This window comes from Pseudoalteromonas sp. GCY (genome assembly GCF_016695175.1).
GTDB lineage: Bacteria > Pseudomonadota > Gammaproteobacteria > Enterobacterales > Alteromonadaceae > Pseudoalteromonas.
In genome coordinates this window covers 1,785,833-1,803,982 of the sequence record NZ_CP068023.1, presented here as the reverse complement: position 1 = coordinate 1,803,982, position 18,150 = coordinate 1,785,833, and the positions used below count along the sequence as shown (strand labels likewise).

Sequence of the window (18,150 nt, the reverse complement as noted above, 5' to 3'; positions counted from 1 at the left end):
TTACAATCCATATTAAATTGGCCATCTACGTTAATTCATATTACGTAAAAAGTCGCTGGCTTTGCGAAATATTACTTCGTCGCCTTAAATTGCGATGCTCACAATAAGCCTCTATCGAATCTGCTCTACCGATCGCACCGTGAAAGGTTTGCTCAAGCTGGGTAGTAAGTTTAAACCAATTACATGCTTTTAGACCTAATTGTTCCAAAATAGGTTTTTGACGCGGATCGATAAACCCGGGTTTATCAGCACGAATGCATCTTCCTGTAGAATCAACTAAGTCTAGATATGACCGTAATTCAAAAGGAATTCCTTTGTGCACATGTCTTTTGGTATTTCCTAAAAACCGCGCTAGATACTTTGGCTGCTTGCATCTTTTTGCAAACTCACACCTAAGCTTTATGCTGGTATGCTCTGAATCTTCGAGGTTACTAGCTAATTCTGCACGAATTGGGTTTAAGTCTACGTAAGCCATGCATGCTAACAAGGCTGAAGCATCAAGCAAGGCCTGAGATTTAAATCGCCCTTCCCAAAAGTGTCCGGTACATTCATCCTCTTGATTAGCACGTCGAGCGATGTGCTCATTGAGCCCTCTCATAAACCAGCTAATACTCGCTAAGCGGCTTCTATATTCATTTATTTCTTTGCTCAATACACCTTTTTGCCCCTCATTTAAGCATTCACCTTGCAGGAACTGCTGAGCGTGTGAAGATATCTTATAAAGCTTGCTCCAGCGTAGCAAAATAGCTTTATCATTGAGTCTTTGTGCTTTTTGATCATCGATATACAACACCACATGGGTGTGATTAGGCATTACCGCATAAGCACAGACATCCAGGCAAAATATTTTGGATAGAAAGAGCAATCGCATTTCAACCTAGGCCCGCCGATGCTCATAAGATTTGCCAGTCAACATATCTTCACCGCACAAAAAGGCGCGGCGGACGCAACGTGATACACAATGATAATAACGTGTATCTGACAAGTTGATTTGATACTTCCTTGCTAATCCCATTGTTCACTCCTTGAACATGCAAATGCTAATTGAAGAAATTAAAGCTTAGACACATGCCTTAAATTTGTAAACATCAACATAAATGTGCCTGTCCTTAAAACTTATAACTAGATAAACACCAATCTCGCATCCTGAGATGACCAGTGCGCCTACGTAGTGTAGGTAAGCACAAATAGCGAGCTATCGGAATTAAATGTTAGCAGTTAGTTCTAACACTAACAGCTATAACGATATGATTTATTCGAGCTTTAGTTAATTAAAGTGGATGTCCTTTAAAGTGCGCTTTACAAATGGTGCTTTAGCTTTTCCGTACTCATCTTGAGAGGCTATACCTTGCGCTATTACTAACCGCTTCTGAGCTTCATACTCCGCACGCGCGTCAGGATTGCTAAGCATATAAGCTTTAAATTTTTCTTGTTTTATATGTTCTTCACTCCCTTTTTCAATAGCATGAGCATGCACTTGAAACAACTCACTTTGATACATCACCGCGATGTCTTTTCTCGGACGGGTATCAGGAAATGGATTATCGCTGTGCTGATCTTTAAAGCCTAACTTTTTCAGATGTCCAACAGCTTGAGTTAATTGCCCGGGTTTGTATAACACAGAGATATCGATGATCCCTTTGCCGGCAACCTTAAAAGAGCTAGAACCAAAGTGTAGAAATTCAAGTTCAGGGTGTGCTAGTGCCACCATCACTTCTTCTGCAACTTCAACAAATACTTCACGCCATGGATTAAAGCTAGCTGAGACTAATTGGTAAGGAACGAATTCAATTTTTGACATGCCTGTCCTTTTAAATTTTTATATAAAGTAGTTAGAACCAATAAACGGGGTAATGCCGCTTGGGGTTGCGCGACATGTTGTTCACAGACAACGCGACCAATAACATCAGTACAGCCCCCACTAACACCGGATAAAATGCATACATATATCCCAAGTTATGAACGGACTCACCACCTATAATAGCGATTAGCGCAGTCGCTCCACCGGGTGGATGCAAAGTTCGAGTAATGTGCATCACGACAATAGAAAGCGATACGGCAAGCGGTGCTGTAAACAGACTCTCTTCTCCAAGCAAAATGAAAATGCTGACGCCGAGTAAGGCTGAAAAGAAATGCCCGCCCAGTAAATTCCTTGGTTGAGAGAACTCCGCCATCGGAGCACCATAGAGTAAAACGGCAGTTGCACCAAAAGAGCCGATGAGCAATGCGCTGCCAACACCAAATGGTAAAGCGAGGTTCGAAATCACCGTAATCAACAAGATCCCCACCATTGCACCAACCCATGACCAAAGGATTTTCTTAAGCGGTTTTCTCGGAGGGCACACACCTTTGGAGGCCATTCTTTTAAAGTAAACTTTCATGCTATCTAACAATCTTCGAGATTTTTCAGTGCCATTTTGCCAACGTTTGTATCGCGTGTATCGCCCGTTTAGCATCATTTACGGGTACGAAAATATGATCATGATAGAAGCCAGCAATTACATTCGCGCTAATATCAACATTTTTCAGTGCATTAGAAAATGCAGCAGTTAACCCCACGGCTTCTAAGCTCGAATGCACTTGCAAAGTAATTTTATTCATCACACAGCTGTAATCCAATCCATGTTCGTCTGCCATTTGCTTGGTGACCACCAGCGTTAACCCTTCGCGCTCCACAAAGGTCGCAATTGGATTGAAAATTACGCACTCAGCAAGGCTTTTTTGCACTGTACAAAATACATAAGGTGTTTCATCAAGCGTCGGCGAAATGTCTTTTAATAACTGCGATAAATCACTAATACCCGTCACAAATTACCTCCCGATGTTGTTGATAAATCGCGGCTAGGCTCAAATGCATCGTAACGAGGAAGCGGCGCATCTAAGTCGTCCCAATTGGCTTTTGAAGAGACAAAATTATGTGATATTGGCCGCTCTTTGATATCCGAGTCCAAAATGCCAAGTCTTAACCTCACCCGTTTCGGATCGCTTTCATTCGAACTAAAAATTGGACTTGCACAATGTTTGCAAAAATGGCGCTTTCTTCCAGGTTTAAACTCGAAGATGTTTAGTGCCTCTTCGCCACTGAGAATCACAAAATCACTCCACAGCACAAAGCCATTGGTTGCATAAGCCGTGCCCGCAGATTTGCGACATAAAGAGCAATGACAGTGAATGATATCGCTGATTGGTCCACGGATCTCAACTTGAACCGCTTTACACAAACAACTCGCCTTGTAAGCCATACCTACCCCTTTGTGTTTCTGGTGATCCAAGTATCCAATTGATTGGCGAAGTTTTGCTTATCAGCTTGAGACAAAGGTGGTGGCCCTTGAGTTTGTACGCCGCTGGCACGCATCGTGTCCATAAAGTCACGAATATTTAAGCGAGATTTTATGTTTTCTTTCGTCAGCAATTCACCGCGCGTATTAAGTGCGGTGCACTTTTTCTCAATGACTTCGTCTGCGAGTGGAATATCGCCAGTAATAACCAAATCACCTTCATTAACGCGCTTCACGATTTCGTTATCTGCAATATCAAATCCCTTTGGAACCTGAAGCTTTTGAATAAAAGGAGACGGAGGCGTTTTTAGATATTGATTTGCAACCAATGTAACCGTGGTAGAAGTACGCACCGCAGCGCGAAACAGCATTTCTTTTATTACCACGGGACAGGCATCGGCATCTACCCATATTTGTTTTGCCATAACAACTCTTTTAAATTTAAATTGGCTAGAGAATACTAAATTTAGGGATTAGGTTCACGCCTAAAATGAAACTCATGTTCATCGTCATCAAACTGCACAAATCCCAGCTTTTCATATAAACGCTTCACGGGATTAGCTTTAAGCACCGTCAATACCCAAGGCAATGTTGAGTGGGCTTCTATCAAGCTTTTAATGACTTGCGCACCGAGCCCCTTTTCCTTGTTGCTGGGGCTCTATTTGCAGCTGAAAGAGGTAATAGTCATGTTCACGTTGCTTAAACTTAGCCAAGCCAACACACTTTTCGTTCACGTATATCAAATGTGAGCTTGAGTATTCGTATAATACTCGGGCTTTATGTTCAGCCTCAGTCAAAAACAGCCCGGCATTTTCCAAGTGCAGCACCATGGTCGCTTTACGCAGTGCCACTAGGTAATCAAAGTCACTGTCTTTTGCCTGTATGAAGCAAATCTTATTCGTCCTCAATTTCGAATATTCCTTTTGCGTAAAGTACACCAAATCCAGATACGATGACATTCGTATCAGTCACTTCACAAAATAGCTCACCGCCACGTGTTGAAGCCTGATGTGCATGAAGTTTCTGTTTGTTTAGTGCTTTTGCCCAATATGGCGCTAACCCGGCATGAATTGAGCCGGTAACCGGATCTTCATCGCCCCCGTTGGCGGGCCAAAAGTAGCGCGACACAAAATCAACATCATCGCCTTTTGCTGTCACCACAACATCAAAAGGCGCAAGGGTTTTCAGTTTATCGCTGTCGTACTCACAGCTGCGTACTTGCTGCTCGGTCTCAACAATCACAAAGTACGCTTGGCGATTTTTAAGTACCCGCGTCGGTGTTACGTTAAGCCCTTCCAGCAGTGCGTCGGGGGCTTCCGTTAACTCAGGGGCCAAGTTCGGAAATTCTATCACAATGCGACCATCAGCCACTTGCTTAACTGTGAGTGTCCCGACTTCTTGGGTTTGAAATTTTATCTCACCTGACTTTCCCTTGTGATTAAAAAGCACGTACGCAGCGGCGAGCGTGGCATGACCACAAAAATCAATTTCAGTAATTGGAGAAAACCACCGGATCTCATAATGATTGTTACCAATTGGCTTCAAAAAGGCGGTTTCTGAAAGGTTATTTTCGATGGCTATCTGCTGCATTAGGCCGTCGCTAAGCCAATTTTCAACCTCAACGATTGCAGCGTTATTGCCACCAAAACGTTTACGCGTAAATGCGTCAACCACAAAATACTCAACTTGCATCTTTTACTCCTTTCAGAAACACCTAAAAACACAGTATAATTTACTGTAATTAGAAGCGAATACAACTTAAATAAACGTGTGTTGAGGTTGATCTGTGAGACCATGATGCACGTAGTTAAAATGAGTAGAACCAAGTTGAGGCTTATATGTTTACAGATGCTACCTTATCAATCTTATGCTTATATTCATTAGCAATGTTTGTCACTAGCCTGCTAATGATAGCGACAGCCCCTAAAACTGATGATGAGAAACGCAAACAAACGATCACTGAGTACACTATGTTTGCACTTGCATCTGTTGCAGTATTTTTTGTGTCTTTTTACACGCTGTAACTGCCAGTTGGGTCATCTCGATTGATGACCCAAAACCATGTCCTTTAAGGCCTATTTTCCACTTTCAACTATTGTTTTTATCTTTTGTGCCTTTTCGAAGTGATCAAGCTCGTGGATTTGTATCCACCAAGTTGCCGCTTCCATGAGCAGTGCAGGTTCTGTGTTTTTATTGGCAAAAAAAGCGTAAAATGAAACGCTAACATTATCCCCTTTTTGTGCAATTTTTTTATCACATACCTCTATTATCTTACTTCTTAGTGCCGCGCGCATTTTCGTTAAATCCATACATCATTATCTGCGGTAAGTGTACCACCAACATCACCGGTATTCACCACACCACACGGCTCAACAATCATAACTTGGCACTCACGCTCAGCAAATGGCTTATGCACTACACCTTTAGGTACGACTATCATTTCACCTGCACACAACGTTACCACCTCATCGCGAAATGCAATATTAAGCTCTCCTGCTATCACGATAAAAACCTCATCCGTCTGGTCATGCTGGTGCCAAACAAATTCACCTTCGACTTTTACAAGTTTAAATTGATAATCATTCATCTGAGCAATTACTTTCGGCGACCAGAGCTCAGAAAATAACGAATACTTTTCGCCAAGATTAATCTTCTTCACAAGCTTCCCTCTCCCTTACGTCTAGTTCGGTGAAACTACTTCTAAACGTAAAGGCATAAGCCGAATCTCCAAAACGACGCAGGTAATCGAGTCTTTCTTTCGCCTCATCAAGCGTTGGGATATGGCCCTCTTCAACCCACCATAACACGTAAGTTTCCTGCTCAGCGCGGTGAAACCACTCCTTTTTGCGAGCCAAAAATTCTTTATGCGCGGTTTTAAACATAAAATCTTTGAGCGCTTGCTCCGACTGCCACACAGACATGTTCACGATAATATTTGGATCATCAAACGCCTCAATCTCTGTTGCATTACCGGTTTCATCTTTTAAGCGCCAAATAAAGCCAGGGCTTTGCTCTGCGAGTAAATTAATGCGGTCTAAACTTTCTACAAAGTATTGAATTTCTGGCGCATCCATTTGGTATTTAGCGGTGGCTATATTGAGTTGTGCTAATTGCATCGACGGCTTTTCCTTATGGTGAGTTGCTACATTCTCCCAAACTTCACAATCATACTACTGTTTGCTCGCCGCCAAGTTAAGACAAAATTTAACCAAATAGAGATTTTTTCACCTTCTACATTTCTGGGAATGGATGCATATTGATGTATTGCACTATACGAGGTGCGTTTGCTGTATTCGCGCTGCCACCATGGGGTAAAAACTGGTGCCAAATCACCATGTCTCCCGCATTGGCTGCAATTGCTTTGGAACCCAATTGATGTAAGTACTCAGTGTTTGGTATACATGGATCCCATGGGGCAGTTGCAAGCCATGACTCTAGCTTTGTATGAAATCCTGGCACAATCGTTGTTGCACCCTGCTTTTCTTCCGTGTCTGATAGGTACAAAATCCCTTGCGTGCCAAACTTAAGTTGCTTAGAGAAATCTAAATCCCAATGTAGATCAGGACCTTGAAAACTACATTGCACGGTTTCAGGCGGGTTAAAACCACACTGATCGGTTGAAACTATCAGTTGTTCGCTTTGCCATAACTGGCTAAAGGCCTTATGAATTCTCATCGAATTCCGATTGTCTTCCAGTGCTTTATGTTGTACCAAATGCACCATACTGCGACTCAATTTTTCTTGGTTAACCTTATACCAAGTCTTTGGATCTGCTAACTCTATCTCCAAATAGTCTTGGATGGCGTTTCTCGCATTGGCACAACCTTCAGCACTCACTGCATTTTTAACGATGACATAGCCGTTGTCCTGCCAGCATTTCAGGTCGTCCTCAGTGAGTACATTCGGCATATTCTGAACAGCAGCTATTTTTTCTTGATAACTGTCGGGGCAAGGAAAATGACAGGTGACATGTTTTAACAGTGCTATTTTTTCACTACTCGGCTGAGCAATTGTTACAATTGCATCAATAAAGCTATCGTAGTCATGGGCATACTGAAACTGTAGTTGATGTGCTTGAGATAGACTTAGGCCGAGTATGTCAAAAGTCGTTTTATATAATTCGAAACCAACTGGCTCTACCTGCTGCTGTTTATTTGTAAAAGTGCTGTTGGCCTGAAGCCAGATTTTTTTGAGTGTGGATAAATGATAAAGCGCTAGAGCAAGGTTTACATCACACATTATTTTACAACCATCCTTTAAATTAGAGTTATGTGTACCCTCCTTAAAATTGTATTACAAAGACGTTTTTTTTCAATTTTTACCGCTTACACCTCATTACACTATACGTATCACTAAACATGAGGATTTAGAAATGAAAAGAGCAGACTACTTCAATCAGGCACCTGAGCTTATTCAGCACTTATTGGGACAAGAGGAATTATTAAAACAGCAGGCACATGCAACTTTTGGAGTCACAATCTGGGAGCTTATTAAACTTAGAGCATCACAAATCAATCAATGCGCTTTTTGTATTGCAATGCACACTAAACAGGCACTAGAGTATGGTGAAACCACTAATCGTATTATTGGATTAAGTGCATGGCAAGACATGCCGCTATACTCCAATAAAGAAAAACTGGCATTAGCGCTTTGTGAAAAGCTAACAAACGCACAAATGATTGACGACGCTTTTTATCAAACACTCATTTTAGAATTTGATGATAAAGCTTTGACCACGTTAACTATCGCTATTAATGCCATCAACAGCTGGAATCGGATCGTGAAAATGTTTAAGCCGAATGTAGAGTTCAATGAGCACAGATCTAACACTTGAATTAATAAACCCAACAGGTGAAATCGCTAACTATGTGCAAGCTATCTGGTTTGCACAATCACACAAGCGCGGAGAAACTTGGCTTCCAAGCGACGGGGCAACTGGATTTATTTTCCCCTTAACGGGAATTATAGCCATTGACGGAGAAGCATTAACACATTCCGTTTATATGCAGGCTACCGCCACACAATCAAGAAAAATTAGCTACTCCGCAAAGGCACAGTTTTGCGGAGTGCGCTTTCACCCAGGCGGATTCGCACAATTACAACATGTTCAACATCCACTTGCATTGCCCGAAGAGCTAACTACACTTGCAGAAAAACTGCAGGACAGATCCGATTTTCTTACGTTCAAATCGTTACTCGCACCCAGTTTAAATACACTTGTACCGCTTCATAGCTCTACATACTACACGCAAAAGCTCGTTAAACTACTCACTGCGTATGTGCCACTCAATGAGGCTTATGATCAAGCTCCGTTAAGTACAAGGCAACTAGAAAGAAATATGAAACAACTCTGTGGTATCACCCCGAAACAGCTAGAGCGAATTTATCGTGCCAGACAGGCTAAAGAAAGACTACAAGCAAATCCGAGACTCGCACTTTCTCAAATAGCACAAGAATGTGGGTACTCAGATCAGTCACACTTTATCAGAGAGTTTGGCACGATATTAAAGATCACTCCCGCAAAGTATAGAAAGCTCATCGAATGTGCGAACAATAATAAAAATAGAAAATAATCATTTAATTAATATACAGTTTCCTTTTCTAATCAACCAAAACACCATTATAAAAATGGTACCAAAATTGAATCTTCCCTTAAATGATTGCTCAATAATTGCGATTGATGATTTTTACACTATCATTAATTAAAACTGAACAAAAAACAAACCACTTATTTTAGGCAAGGAGATCTATATGGACGTTCAGCGCCTGACGGTTGGTCCAATCGTCGGTTACACTTCAGGAGATCAGGTTCGCATTTTTGGTCGAGCCGAATTATCAATCGCTGACCACAGACCAAGAAAAGCACATGGTGTCATTAGGTATAAAAAGCGCTCTAATGCGAAATATTCCTCCCCAATGTATTTTAAGATGAACCCTAACTTTGACCTCACAGGTGTAATAGTAATACCCAACCTTGATTCTAATACCAAATATGAATATCAAGTTGGGTGGTTTTTTTCCGATTTAGATACAGCCGAAATTAATGTTAAGAAAATCCTTAATTGGCAAAATATAGAATCTCACCAATTTAAAACCGCCTCAACAGACACTACAGCTAAAAGAAATATTATTTTTGGCTCTTGTCGATACGCTTTACGCCTATTTGGAGGCATGTGGTGGGACGACAGAGGCGACAGAACATTCCGCTCGATATTAACGCAAATAGACGAAGGCAAGGAAGTCGATCAAGTTATCATGTGTGGCGACCAAATTTATGCCGATGACCTCAACTTTGTTGGTGCTGACACTTATGTCGATGAATTTAACAGCAGGTATCGCGTAGCATTAAACACACCACATATACGTAAACTGATGTCCTGCACTCCGACCTATATGATACTTGATGATCATGAAATAGAAGATAATTGGCCATCATCAGCCAACAAAAAGGATTGGGTCACAAAGTTTCCTTCTGCAATACACGCATATACAACTTATCAAGCTAGCCACAGCCCGCTTTTTTCTTTAAAAAATAATAGGATCACGGGAACGCCAACTCACCTTTGGTACAGCTACCAAGATGGTTGCTGTGACTTTTTTATCTGCGACACTCGTACAGAAAGAGATATTTCACATACCAACAAAGAAATTATAGGTCCTAGACAAATGACCGAGCTACTCAGCTGGTTGAACAATGGCAATGGTCAGGTAAAAGTCATTGTAACTAGTGTTCCTCCCTATGAGTCTGAATCAGAGGATAAGTGGCATGGATTTATCAATCAAAGAGATGAAATTTTTGAGTGCATAAACAGCCAGCAAATTCCTAAGGTGCTGTTTCTTTCGGGAGATGTCCATGCCTGCATGGCATCTCAAGTAAAAATCAATAATGACATCAAAGTTACCTCAATCGTTTCCTCTGCATTTTTCTGGCCATACCCTCATCCAAATCGAAAAGGCTTTAAGCTCAGTGGTGTGTTAGATACCACTACGACCAATGAATACAAAGTAGAAAACGCTAGTGAGGTCTACCCTGAAGATGCCTTTACTCGTCTTTGCATTTCTACAGACAAGGTAAAGGTTGAGTTTTACTCTAGAAAAGGAAAAAAATTGGGCAGTAAAAGCTATCAATTTTGACAAAAGATGCGGGAGTGCGAGCATAAACCGATGGGTTAGTTTTTTCGGTTGCTCGCAATCACGTTTCATTACAATGCTATTCCCCCGGCGCTTTGTTCGTTTTACCTAAACATACTGCCAATAGCGTACTTGCTGCACCCCAAGATCAATGCTCCACTTACGCATTCAACCATCACCAAGGTGCCTACATCAATTTAAACAAAGCAAAAATTTTGTTAGTTGTTCTACATAAAACATTTTTAATGCCGCTAGCATCAAATTTAATCTCTCAAATTGAACCAGTATCAAATCAAATCTGCGCTACATTAATCCGCTTTAAATCGTAAACACTTGAGGCTACTTTGCTCATCAATGTCTTTAAATTCAGGTGGATTTTGTAAACGTTCAACAAACGTAAGTGTTGGTGCCTCTCTAGTCATTTCATCAATCAGAAATTGGCTTGAAACATCGGGAGAATTCACACACGCCAACACTTGGGCATTTGGCGTAAGTAACTCTGGAAGCTTTCTTAAAATACGTTGATAGTCTTTGGTCAGTGCAAAGCTGCCTTTCTGAAAACTTGGCGGATCAATTACGATAAGGTCGTACGGCCCATATTTACGTACTTTTCCCCAAGATTTAAATAAATCATGGCCTAAAAAAGACACATTACTGAGGTCGTGTTCATTGAGTTGGTGGTTGACTCGGCCTTGCTTGAGCGCCGCTTTTGCCATATCTAGATTCACAACATGGGCAGCACCGCCCGCAATCGCAGCAACAGAAAACCCACAAGTATAAGAAAACAGATTAAGTACCCGAGCACCCGCTGACTGAGCTTTAACAAACTCACGACCCAAACGCATGTCTAAAAACAGTCCCATGTTCTGCTTTACGCCGAGCTTTAAGCCATATTTAAGTCCATTTTCTTCAACGATAGGCATAGCTGTTAATTCACCATATAAGACCTCGAGATCTGAGTCAGGCAAATAACGATGTTGTAACAAAATAGCAGAGAGTTTTCCGTTAAACGCTTCTGTCTCCACAAGTGATAATAAGGCCTGCTTTAACCACGCTATCAAGTCAACGTCGTGCTCCTTGAATAAAGAAACTAGGAGCTGACCTTGTAACCAATCTACTGTGATTTGTTCAAGCCCTTCATAGCAACGACCACGTCCATGAAATAAACGCCTAAGCTCGTTTGGTACTTCTTGGGTTTGCAGATGATTAAGTAGGGTCGATACAGGATTTATTGCTGTCATGTCGGTGTCTGGTTATGCATAAAGTTCGGCATTTTACTTGTTACTTCAAAGCAAAAGCAAATGCCTAAGGTCTGCTTATCATTCACGTTTATTTTTAGCAGCAAAGAGAACCGGTCCTATGGACGCCACAACATCGTTGTTGCCCCGCTAAAACCGATTAACCAATTGAGATAAGAAAAATCTTCGTGATGGGAGGCAACAAAGCCCATTCTCATATAAAGCTTTTTTGCTTGGGGATTAGAATCAATTACATCAAGTCGTAAAGCGTGAAACCCGCTTTGTTTGGTATAGCGCTGCAGTGCCACTAGAAGCGCAGTGCCAACACCTTGTCCTCTGACCGATTTTGCAACAGCGATGCCGTCCATCACCACTTCATTGGGCGCAGGCTTTCGCTCAAATAGGGTAAACACCGCTGCGGCTTTAATCCCGCCTAGCAAGCCTAACTCGTCAATGAGTCCAGTAAAGCCCATATTCGCTGTAAAACCGCTTTTGCCATATTGAAAGCCCGCAATCCCCACTAACTTGCCGTCTGCAAAGGCAGCAAAAGAGTATTCTGAGATAAAGCTCTTCGCGATAAGAGTGATCAGCTTATTGCGATCCGGCACTGCGGCTGTGAATTTGCTACCAAACGCGTCAACATAAAGCTCAGCAGCCGCTTGCGCATGCTCAATATCCCATCCTTGTGTTATTTCTATTTCCATACCTTACCTCAAGCTAACGTGTCGACTTCAATATTAGGTCAAAATTAGCTTAGGTATGAAGTTCGAATTTGTAAAAAATTCGAGTCGATTATGCATGTAACTTAATTGTTAGTTTGCGCCATACTCGTTCAACGGGACCCACCTTAAAGAATCGCCCGTAAATCACATTTAATAGCAGCTGCACTGCCGTAATAACAAGCCATAAGAGCAAGAGCTCACTGCGACTTAGCGTATTATGTAATCCAATGCCATAAAATATCACCACCAATAACAGTGGCTGTCCAATGTAATTACTCAGCGCAAATCGACCCACTTGATTTATCGCCTCAAGGGATTTGAACCGATGTAACCAACAGTTATATAGTAAAGATAACAAAACCAAGTAAACAATCGCTTGCAGCTCCCGGTTAAGTACAATGATCATTTGTTTAGCGTAAGACAACACTGGGATATGTGAACTTTGCAGCCAATGAAAATAGCGAGCTTGAGTGGCATAACACGACACCGCAATCAAGCAAAGCAGTGCCACAACCGCAAATGGGCTAAGTTTAGTCTTTGAGAACAATCCCCATTGAAACAGCTGCGAGCCTATCAGCATCATCATTAGCGTGGACCAAAAAATACTTGAATAAAACAGCTTACCTTTGTGGACTTGCGGACTGTCGAAGTTTTCCTGCCAATACTCAGTTAAGCTTGGCGTTTCTTCCAAAGTACGATGGGTGGGTGTCCGTGGTTCGGTTTTATTCTGCCACCGATTAATCGCTTTTTGCTGGTCTCGTGTGCGAGACGCTTCGTCCACATTAAGTGCTGCTTGGTAGGCATCGTATTGGGCGTTGGTACGCTCTGCTCTGCCAAAACCTGCAACTAACATAAACGCCAAACAAATTACTATGCTGACTTTAATGGCCCGGGCGCCAAGTAATATGGCGGTGGTGGCAATCATTCCTATCACGGCATAGTGATAAAGAATGTCGCCACTCCAAATACAATAAGCATGAACAAGGCCGAGTATAAATAAAGCCACTAGCCTTGCCGCACTTAATTTAATAGCAAATTCAAATGGCTGTTTTTGAAGAATAATGGTGAGACCTGCGCCAAATAACATCGCCAACAGTCCGTAAAACTTGCCCTGAGCAAATACATAAACCCAGTACCTTACCTCACTGTCTATATCCGTCATAAAGCCATATTGGTAACTGCCCCATGGATTGGGATAGGCAAAGCTTTCGATGTTGATAAGTAAAATACACAGGATTGCTACCCCGCGAATAAAGTCGAGGCTGTTAATGCGATTTATTTCAGGGCTAGTCATCGGCATTACCCATGCTGCCCGACTGTCCTTCATTGTGAGCCAGCTTTGTGTTTTCGCTATCGAGCAGTGTGGTAATTTGTGCTACCTGCGCGCTAAATTCATCAAATTGCGTGTCACTTAGCTTAGTGTTTTTTGGTTGTTTTAGGGTGAGTGGATTGATGGCTTTTCCGTCTTTATGCACTTCATAATGTAAGTGACGCGCCTGCGACAAGCCGGTATTACCAAGATAGCCAATCACATCGCCTTGCTTTACTCGCGTCCCAGCCTTGAGGCCGTTCGCAAAGCCATTTAAGTGAGCATAAAGTGTTTGATAGCCTTTACCGTGATCTAACACTACGCGATTACCAAAGCTGCCGCCCCACCCAGCTTTGAGTACTTTTCCAGAACCCGCAGCCATAATAGGCGTACCAACAGGCGCACCAAAATCGATCCCTTTGTGCATTCGGGTATAGCCCAATACAGGGTGATGACGTTTACCGAAGTTTGACGATAATCGAGCACCGTTAAGCGGAGTTTTCATTAGAAAGCTTTGCGCGAGAGTACCATCAGGGTGGTAAAAAGCGGTCGTTCCGCCATTATCAGTAAACCGGTATAAGCGGTATTTTTCTTTTCCTGAAAGTAGCGCAACATGTTGTAATTCTAAAGGTTTGGAGATTTGCTTGAGTATATCTTCGGCTGCCACAAGCTGCTGTTCTTGAAATACAAAATCAATTTGATCGCCGGCATATACTTCTCTTTGAAAATCGACAAGGTGAGATAAGGCCACAATACTTTGATTGATAATATCATTAGGCACCCCAATTTTGCTGGCGTCCACAAAAAAACTAGAATCTATGCTTGTCGATAAACGCTTTGTTTGCGTGACGGTTTCAAGCTCACTTAGCGATGCATGCCACTGTTCATCTACTCTTTTAATCTCAATAACCTGTGCAAATGCATATTCAAAGCGGATCTGCTGTACTTGTCCGTCTACAAGCTCTGCTTCTATTAACTGTCCAGCCTTGAGTTTAGTCAGCGATGTCCACGTACTCACGGCTTGTTCCACCAGCCAACTATCTCGGTCACTAAACGCAAACCCACTTAAAAGATTAGCTAAACTCTCACCCGATTTAAGTTCAAGTAAACGAATATCTTGAACTGGCTGTAGCTCCTGGGTGATTTGGGCCGCGGCTGAAGCTCCAGCGGCTCCACTATGTACAACAGCTTGCTCTTGATCTGGTTGCGCCGACACAAAGGTGTTCTCTTGCGCTTTATTAACCGAATGTATCTGCTCGGGTTGTTTCGAGCAGCCTAAAGTTGCCATCATTGCAATGGCGATAGAAAGCTTTTTTATCATGTTAATTTTCCAATAAGGTCAGCGGATCAATGCGCGTGTTGTTATGCAGAGCTTCTAGATGTAGATGTGGACCGGTAACTCGACCGGTTTCACCTATGGTACCAATCACTTCTCCTTGCGATACTTGCTCACCCACTTCAACATCAATGCTATCTAGGTGTGCGTAGAGACTTTGATAACCATTGTCATGATGGATCAACACCACTTTACCGTAATTCGCAGGCAAGGTTTTATCATCTGCAATCGTGACCGTGCCGCTGGCAACCGCCATCACAGGTTCACCAATACCACCAGCTAGATCCAGTCCTTGATGTGCTTTATTGTGACGAAAGTTCGATACATGCCCAAACCTTGACGTTATTTCAGGACTGACGACTGGGTATGTCCATGTTTTACTGACCATTGCCGTTCCCATTGTCCACTGAATATTACCATAGGCTAAACCTGAACTAAGCAACACAAAAAACCCTATCAACACTAGGTTGTTTGGCTTATTTTTAGATTTAAGAATAACGCTAAAACGCTTTTTATAGTCATCTAAAGTCAATGAGTTAGACGCAAAACTTGCTGTCATATTCATCGTTTTCGGCTGCCCAGCAGCCCGTTTTAAAGAGTTCATTAATGCTTTGCTATAAGCCACAGGCTCAAGGCTGTGCTTCGCTATCGTCACCTCATCACAGCGATATTCCATCGCTCGAATAAAGCCCTGTTCCATTTTTGCAATAAACGGATTAAACCAAGCAAGCGTCGCGAGTATTCGCCAAATTACGACGGCAATATGATCGCCTTTATCTATGTGTGTTAACTCATGCAGAATAAGTGCTTGCTGCTCTGCCTCTGGTAGCGTGTCAAATTCCATCGGCAAATACACTTTAGGTTGCCACAGTCCGAACACAAAAGGAGAGCAAGTAATTGGCAATTGATAGCAACTCCGTGCGCCGAGTTTTATTTTTGAGGCAGTACTACAGAGGCGTTTTACTCGCCAATACTGTCTCCCAAGTACCAAAAAATGAGCAATAAGCCCAACGCAATAGACTATAAATAAAGCCATAAGCGTCAGATTGAGCCAGTCAGACCCAACTTGAGTGCGCTTCGTCATTGCCAGCAGCGGCTCTGCAAATTGTTGTAAATTGGCATTAAACAGTATGGCTGGAATGGCGTTGTGTTGCTCCATGTGTTCAAGTGGGATCCAAGGCACAAAAGTCACTGCCAACACGCCCCACCAAAGTCCTTTATTCTGTAAATACCGAGCGGAGAATTTCACTCCAAGTGCGTACGTTAAGCCACTAAGCGCCACCCACAGCAAGACCGAAAGTAATATTAGTTCCATACCCTACTCTTTATCACCTTGCGCCTTAGCTAACTCATCTAACATGGCTTCTAATTCATCTAATTCATCCGCTGCAATTAACTTACTATCTGAAAACATAGCGATTGGAAGAGGCTCATCCAACTCCATGATTTGCTTTGCAAACTCTTGGGCATAAAGTGCGAGAGTCGGTACCTTCGCAAGGACAGCTGAGTATATTTTTTTATTGCCTTGCATTTGCTCGGCGAGATAACCCTTTTCACACATTCTCTCTAGGGTTTTTCGAGTTGATGAATAGCTCCAGCTGAGCTTTGATCCTATTTCTGTGTGAATTTCTTTGCCTGTTCTTGGCTGTTCACGCCAAAGGATCTTTAAAACGATTAGTTCGGTTGAGTTTGGTTTCATTGTTTTTCTCACAACTGCGACATATGTCACACATTAACAAACAAAAAAGTGCGACACAAGTCGCACACTGTGCTTTTTTGAATTTTCACAACGAAAAATGGCGACATTATTGAAAGCTCGAGTCTCGAAAAACGTATCGACATTGATAACCACAGACTGATGTTAGCCTCGCCATCAATCAGCTCCTTAGCCACATTCATGTGATCCGCCAGCAACTGGTAGAGGCGGAAAAATTGTCGAGCCTAGGTAGTTTAGTTTCAGGATTGGCTCACGAGGTAAATACCCCACTTTGCGTCTCAATTAACGCGGTGTCATCCTTCCAAGAGCAAGTGGATGTGATGGAAAGTTCGTTTAGAGATCACTGACAATAAAATATTTATTCGAGTCAAAGACGAAGGCGTCGGTATGAGTAATGAGATCCTAAACCGGATCTTCGAGCCGTTTTACACCACAGCTCGCCAACATGGTCATGCCGGGCTTGGACTTTCCGTCACCTATAATCTCGTCAAAAAGCATTTAGAAGGTGACTTAAAAGTCAATTCCAAAGCCGGAAATGGCACCACTTTTACCATCTTGTTGGCGAACAAAACGTTGGCACAAACCGCCTAACCAACTTGTGCCCTAATAGCATACTTAACGAGTGACAAAGCCTCCGTTAACAAACAAAGTTTGCCCAGTCGTCCAGCGTGATTGCTCCGACGCAAGATAAAGCACCGCAGGGGTAATATCATCCACTTGCCCTAGTCGGTTCATTACACTTGCAGACTGCAAATAATTAACGGTTTGCTCGTTTTCTTCGCCATGGAAAAAGTCTGTGTCAATTGGACCTGGTGCAATAGTATTGACGGTCACCCCTCGATGTCCGATTTCCTTTGCCAGCGCACGAGTGAAATGCTCAAGTGGCGCTTTTGAGCCAGCATAGAGCGCGTAATTTCCAGTAAATGCTGCCAACAGCGAAGTGCCCATATTAATGATCCGACCGTTATCACGAATATGTTTAGCGGCTTCTTGCATCACAAAAAATGCCCCTTTACAGTTGATCCCAAATAGCCTGTCAAAATCTTCCTCGCTATATTCAACAAACGGTTTTTTGCTGATAGTACCGGCATTATTGATAACGATATCTACGCCGCCAAACTCACTAATAATATGCTCAAATATATTCATTACTTGCGCTTTATTGCTGACATCTCCGTGTACTAGCGTCGTCTTAACACCAAGAGCTTCAACTTCCTTCTGGGTTTCAAGTGCTTGTGGTTTAGAATGGGCACTATGATAGTGAATGACAAGATCAGCGCCTTGCTTTGCCAGCGCAATGGCAAAATCCTTCCCCATATTTTTGGATGACCCAGTGATAAACGCAACCTTACCTGTTAATTGCTTAGACATACCTATTTCTCCTACTTGAAATATTCAATCGACTTTTAGTGTAGCTAG

24 protein-coding genes and 1 pseudogene are annotated in these 18,150 nt (G+C 42.4%); 5 read left to right on the top strand and 20 right to left on the bottom strand.

Annotated elements, in window-relative coordinates; translation table 11 throughout:
• Positions 1 to 40 precede the first annotated feature (40 nt).
• The 9 genes and pseudogenes from JJQ94_RS13240 to JJQ94_RS13205 all read right to left on the bottom strand — a co-directional run bounded on the left by JJQ94_RS13240 (position 41) and on the right by JJQ94_RS13205 (position 4,970).
• Positions 41 to 1,015, bottom strand: a pseudogene (locus tag JJQ94_RS13240) (transposase).
• 252 nt (positions 1,016 to 1,267) lie between these two features.
• Positions 1,268 to 1,801, bottom strand: a complete 534-nt coding sequence (locus tag JJQ94_RS13235) for a GrpB family protein (RefSeq protein WP_099029710.1) — start codon at positions 1,799 to 1,801, stop codon at positions 1,268 to 1,270.
• A gap of 31 nt (positions 1,802 to 1,832) precedes the next feature.
• The gene (locus JJQ94_RS13230) at positions 1,833 to 2,381 is read right to left on the bottom strand and encodes an HPP family protein (RefSeq protein WP_099029711.1); all 549 of its coding nucleotides are present in this window, start codon (positions 2,379 to 2,381) and stop codon (positions 1,833 to 1,835) included.
• A gap of 25 nt (positions 2,382 to 2,406) precedes the next feature.
• Positions 2,407 to 2,808, bottom strand: coding sequence for an ACT domain-containing protein (locus tag JJQ94_RS13225; protein WP_099029712.1), 402 nt, complete (start codon positions 2,806 to 2,808; stop codon positions 2,407 to 2,409).
• Positions 2,805 to 3,242 (bottom strand): GFA family protein, encoded by a 438-nt coding sequence (locus JJQ94_RS13220; protein ID WP_099029713.1) that lies wholly within the window; start codon positions 3,240 to 3,242, stop codon positions 2,805 to 2,807. The genes JJQ94_RS13225 and JJQ94_RS13220 overlap by 4 nt, the downstream gene beginning before the upstream one ends.
• A 2-nt stretch (positions 3,243 to 3,244) precedes the next feature.
• A complete protein-coding gene (locus tag JJQ94_RS13215; RefSeq protein ID WP_010371749.1) occupies positions 3,245 to 3,703 on the bottom strand; it encodes a YaiI/YqxD family protein in 459 nt (152 codons plus the stop codon).
• Positions 3,704 to 3,744: 41 nt separating this feature from the next.
• Positions 3,745 to 3,888: a hypothetical protein gene (locus JJQ94_RS24200; RefSeq protein WP_236596613.1), complete on the bottom strand. Its 144-nt coding sequence runs from the start codon at positions 3,886 to 3,888 to the stop codon at positions 3,745 to 3,747.
• 4 nt (positions 3,889 to 3,892) lie between these two features.
• Positions 3,893 to 4,186, bottom strand: a complete 294-nt coding sequence (locus JJQ94_RS13210; protein WP_236596612.1) for a hypothetical protein — start codon at positions 4,184 to 4,186, stop codon at positions 3,893 to 3,895.
• The gene (locus JJQ94_RS13205) at positions 4,173 to 4,970 is read right to left on the bottom strand and encodes a PhzF family phenazine biosynthesis protein (RefSeq protein ID WP_099029714.1); all 798 of its coding nucleotides are present in this window, start codon (positions 4,968 to 4,970) and stop codon (positions 4,173 to 4,175) included. Before JJQ94_RS13205 ends, JJQ94_RS13210 begins: the two co-directional genes overlap by 14 nt.
• Before the next feature lie 146 nt (positions 4,971 to 5,116).
• Between JJQ94_RS13205 and JJQ94_RS13200 the strand changes: the two genes are divergently transcribed.
• The gene (locus JJQ94_RS13200; RefSeq protein WP_010604566.1) at positions 5,117 to 5,302 is read left to right on the top strand and encodes a hypothetical protein; all 186 of its coding nucleotides are present in this window, start codon (positions 5,117 to 5,119) and stop codon (positions 5,300 to 5,302) included.
• Between the two features lie 51 nt (positions 5,303 to 5,353).
• On the opposite strand, the gene JJQ94_RS13195 is transcribed toward JJQ94_RS13200, so the two are convergent.
• The 4 genes from JJQ94_RS13195 to JJQ94_RS13180 all read right to left on the bottom strand — a co-directional run bounded on the left by JJQ94_RS13195 (position 5,354) and on the right by JJQ94_RS13180 (position 7,517).
• A complete protein-coding gene (locus tag JJQ94_RS13195) occupies positions 5,354 to 5,572 on the bottom strand; it encodes a DUF6500 family protein (RefSeq protein WP_099029765.1) in 219 nt (72 codons plus the stop codon).
• Between the two features lie 5 nt (positions 5,573 to 5,577).
• Positions 5,578 to 5,937, bottom strand: coding sequence for a cupin domain-containing protein (locus tag JJQ94_RS13190; protein WP_236596611.1), 360 nt, complete (start codon positions 5,935 to 5,937; stop codon positions 5,578 to 5,580).
• Complete coding sequence (locus JJQ94_RS13185; RefSeq protein ID WP_099029715.1) at positions 5,924 to 6,394, bottom strand: DUF3291 domain-containing protein; 471 nt, start codon at positions 6,392 to 6,394, stop codon at positions 5,924 to 5,926. Before JJQ94_RS13185 ends, JJQ94_RS13190 begins: the two co-directional genes overlap by 14 nt.
• Positions 6,395 to 6,509: 115 nt before the next feature.
• The gene (locus tag JJQ94_RS13180; protein ID WP_099029716.1) at positions 6,510 to 7,517 is read right to left on the bottom strand and encodes a phytanoyl-CoA dioxygenase family protein; all 1,008 of its coding nucleotides are present in this window, start codon (positions 7,515 to 7,517) and stop codon (positions 6,510 to 6,512) included.
• 133 nt (positions 7,518 to 7,650) lie between these two features.
• On the opposite strand from JJQ94_RS13180, the gene JJQ94_RS13175 reads away from it, so the two are divergent.
• The 3 genes from JJQ94_RS13175 (at position 7,651) to JJQ94_RS13165 (ending at position 10,412) form a co-directional block, all read left to right on the top strand.
• Positions 7,651 to 8,112: a carboxymuconolactone decarboxylase family protein gene (locus JJQ94_RS13175; protein ID WP_099029717.1), complete on the top strand. Its 462-nt coding sequence runs from the start codon at positions 7,651 to 7,653 to the stop codon at positions 8,110 to 8,112.
• Positions 8,090 to 8,851, top strand: coding sequence for an AraC family transcriptional regulator (locus JJQ94_RS13170; protein ID WP_099029718.1), 762 nt, complete (start codon positions 8,090 to 8,092; stop codon positions 8,849 to 8,851). Before JJQ94_RS13175 ends, JJQ94_RS13170 begins: the two co-directional genes overlap by 23 nt.
• A 178-nt stretch (positions 8,852 to 9,029) precedes the next feature.
• Complete coding sequence (locus JJQ94_RS13165) at positions 9,030 to 10,412, top strand: alkaline phosphatase D family protein (protein ID WP_099029719.1); 1,383 nt, start codon at positions 9,030 to 9,032, stop codon at positions 10,410 to 10,412.
• A gap of 305 nt (positions 10,413 to 10,717) precedes the next feature.
• On the opposite strand, the gene JJQ94_RS13160 is transcribed toward JJQ94_RS13165, so the two are convergent.
• The 6 genes from JJQ94_RS13160 to JJQ94_RS13135 all read right to left on the bottom strand — a co-directional run bounded on the left by JJQ94_RS13160 (position 10,718) and on the right by JJQ94_RS13135 (position 16,713).
• Positions 10,718 to 11,650: a class I SAM-dependent methyltransferase gene (locus JJQ94_RS13160; RefSeq protein ID WP_099029720.1), complete on the bottom strand. Its 933-nt coding sequence runs from the start codon at positions 11,648 to 11,650 to the stop codon at positions 10,718 to 10,720.
• A gap of 116 nt (positions 11,651 to 11,766) precedes the next feature.
• Complete coding sequence (locus JJQ94_RS13155) at positions 11,767 to 12,351, bottom strand: GNAT family N-acetyltransferase (protein ID WP_099029721.1); 585 nt, start codon at positions 12,349 to 12,351, stop codon at positions 11,767 to 11,769.
• Between the two features lie 88 nt (positions 12,352 to 12,439).
• Positions 12,440 to 13,696 (bottom strand): DUF418 domain-containing protein, encoded by a 1,257-nt coding sequence (locus JJQ94_RS13150; RefSeq protein ID WP_236596610.1) that lies wholly within the window; start codon positions 13,694 to 13,696, stop codon positions 12,440 to 12,442.
• Positions 13,656 to 14,999 carry a M23 family metallopeptidase gene (locus JJQ94_RS13145; protein WP_099029723.1) on the bottom strand — a complete coding sequence of 448 codons (1,344 nt, stop codon included), beginning with the start codon at positions 14,997 to 14,999 and terminating at the stop codon, positions 13,656 to 13,658. Before JJQ94_RS13145 ends, JJQ94_RS13150 begins: the two co-directional genes overlap by 41 nt.
• Position 15,000: 1 nt before the next feature.
• Positions 15,001 to 16,329 carry a M23/M56 family metallopeptidase gene (locus JJQ94_RS13140; RefSeq protein WP_099029724.1) on the bottom strand — a complete coding sequence of 443 codons (1,329 nt, stop codon included), beginning with the start codon at positions 16,327 to 16,329 and terminating at the stop codon, positions 15,001 to 15,003.
• Between the two features lie 3 nt (positions 16,330 to 16,332).
• A complete protein-coding gene (locus JJQ94_RS13135) occupies positions 16,333 to 16,713 on the bottom strand; it encodes a BlaI/MecI/CopY family transcriptional regulator (protein ID WP_099029725.1) in 381 nt (126 codons plus the stop codon).
• A 405-nt stretch (positions 16,714 to 17,118) separates the two neighbouring features.
• On the opposite strand from JJQ94_RS13135, the gene JJQ94_RS24195 reads away from it, so the two are divergent.
• On the top strand, positions 17,119 to 17,322 hold the full coding sequence (locus tag JJQ94_RS24195) for an ATP-binding protein (protein ID WP_236596609.1): 204 nt from the start codon (positions 17,119 to 17,121) through the stop codon (positions 17,320 to 17,322).
• Between the two features lie 24 nt (positions 17,323 to 17,346).
• On the opposite strand, the gene JJQ94_RS13125 is transcribed toward JJQ94_RS24195, so the two are convergent.
• A complete protein-coding gene (locus JJQ94_RS13125; protein WP_099029726.1) occupies positions 17,347 to 18,102 on the bottom strand; it encodes an SDR family oxidoreductase in 756 nt (251 codons plus the stop codon).
• Positions 18,103 to 18,150 lie beyond the last annotated feature (48 nt).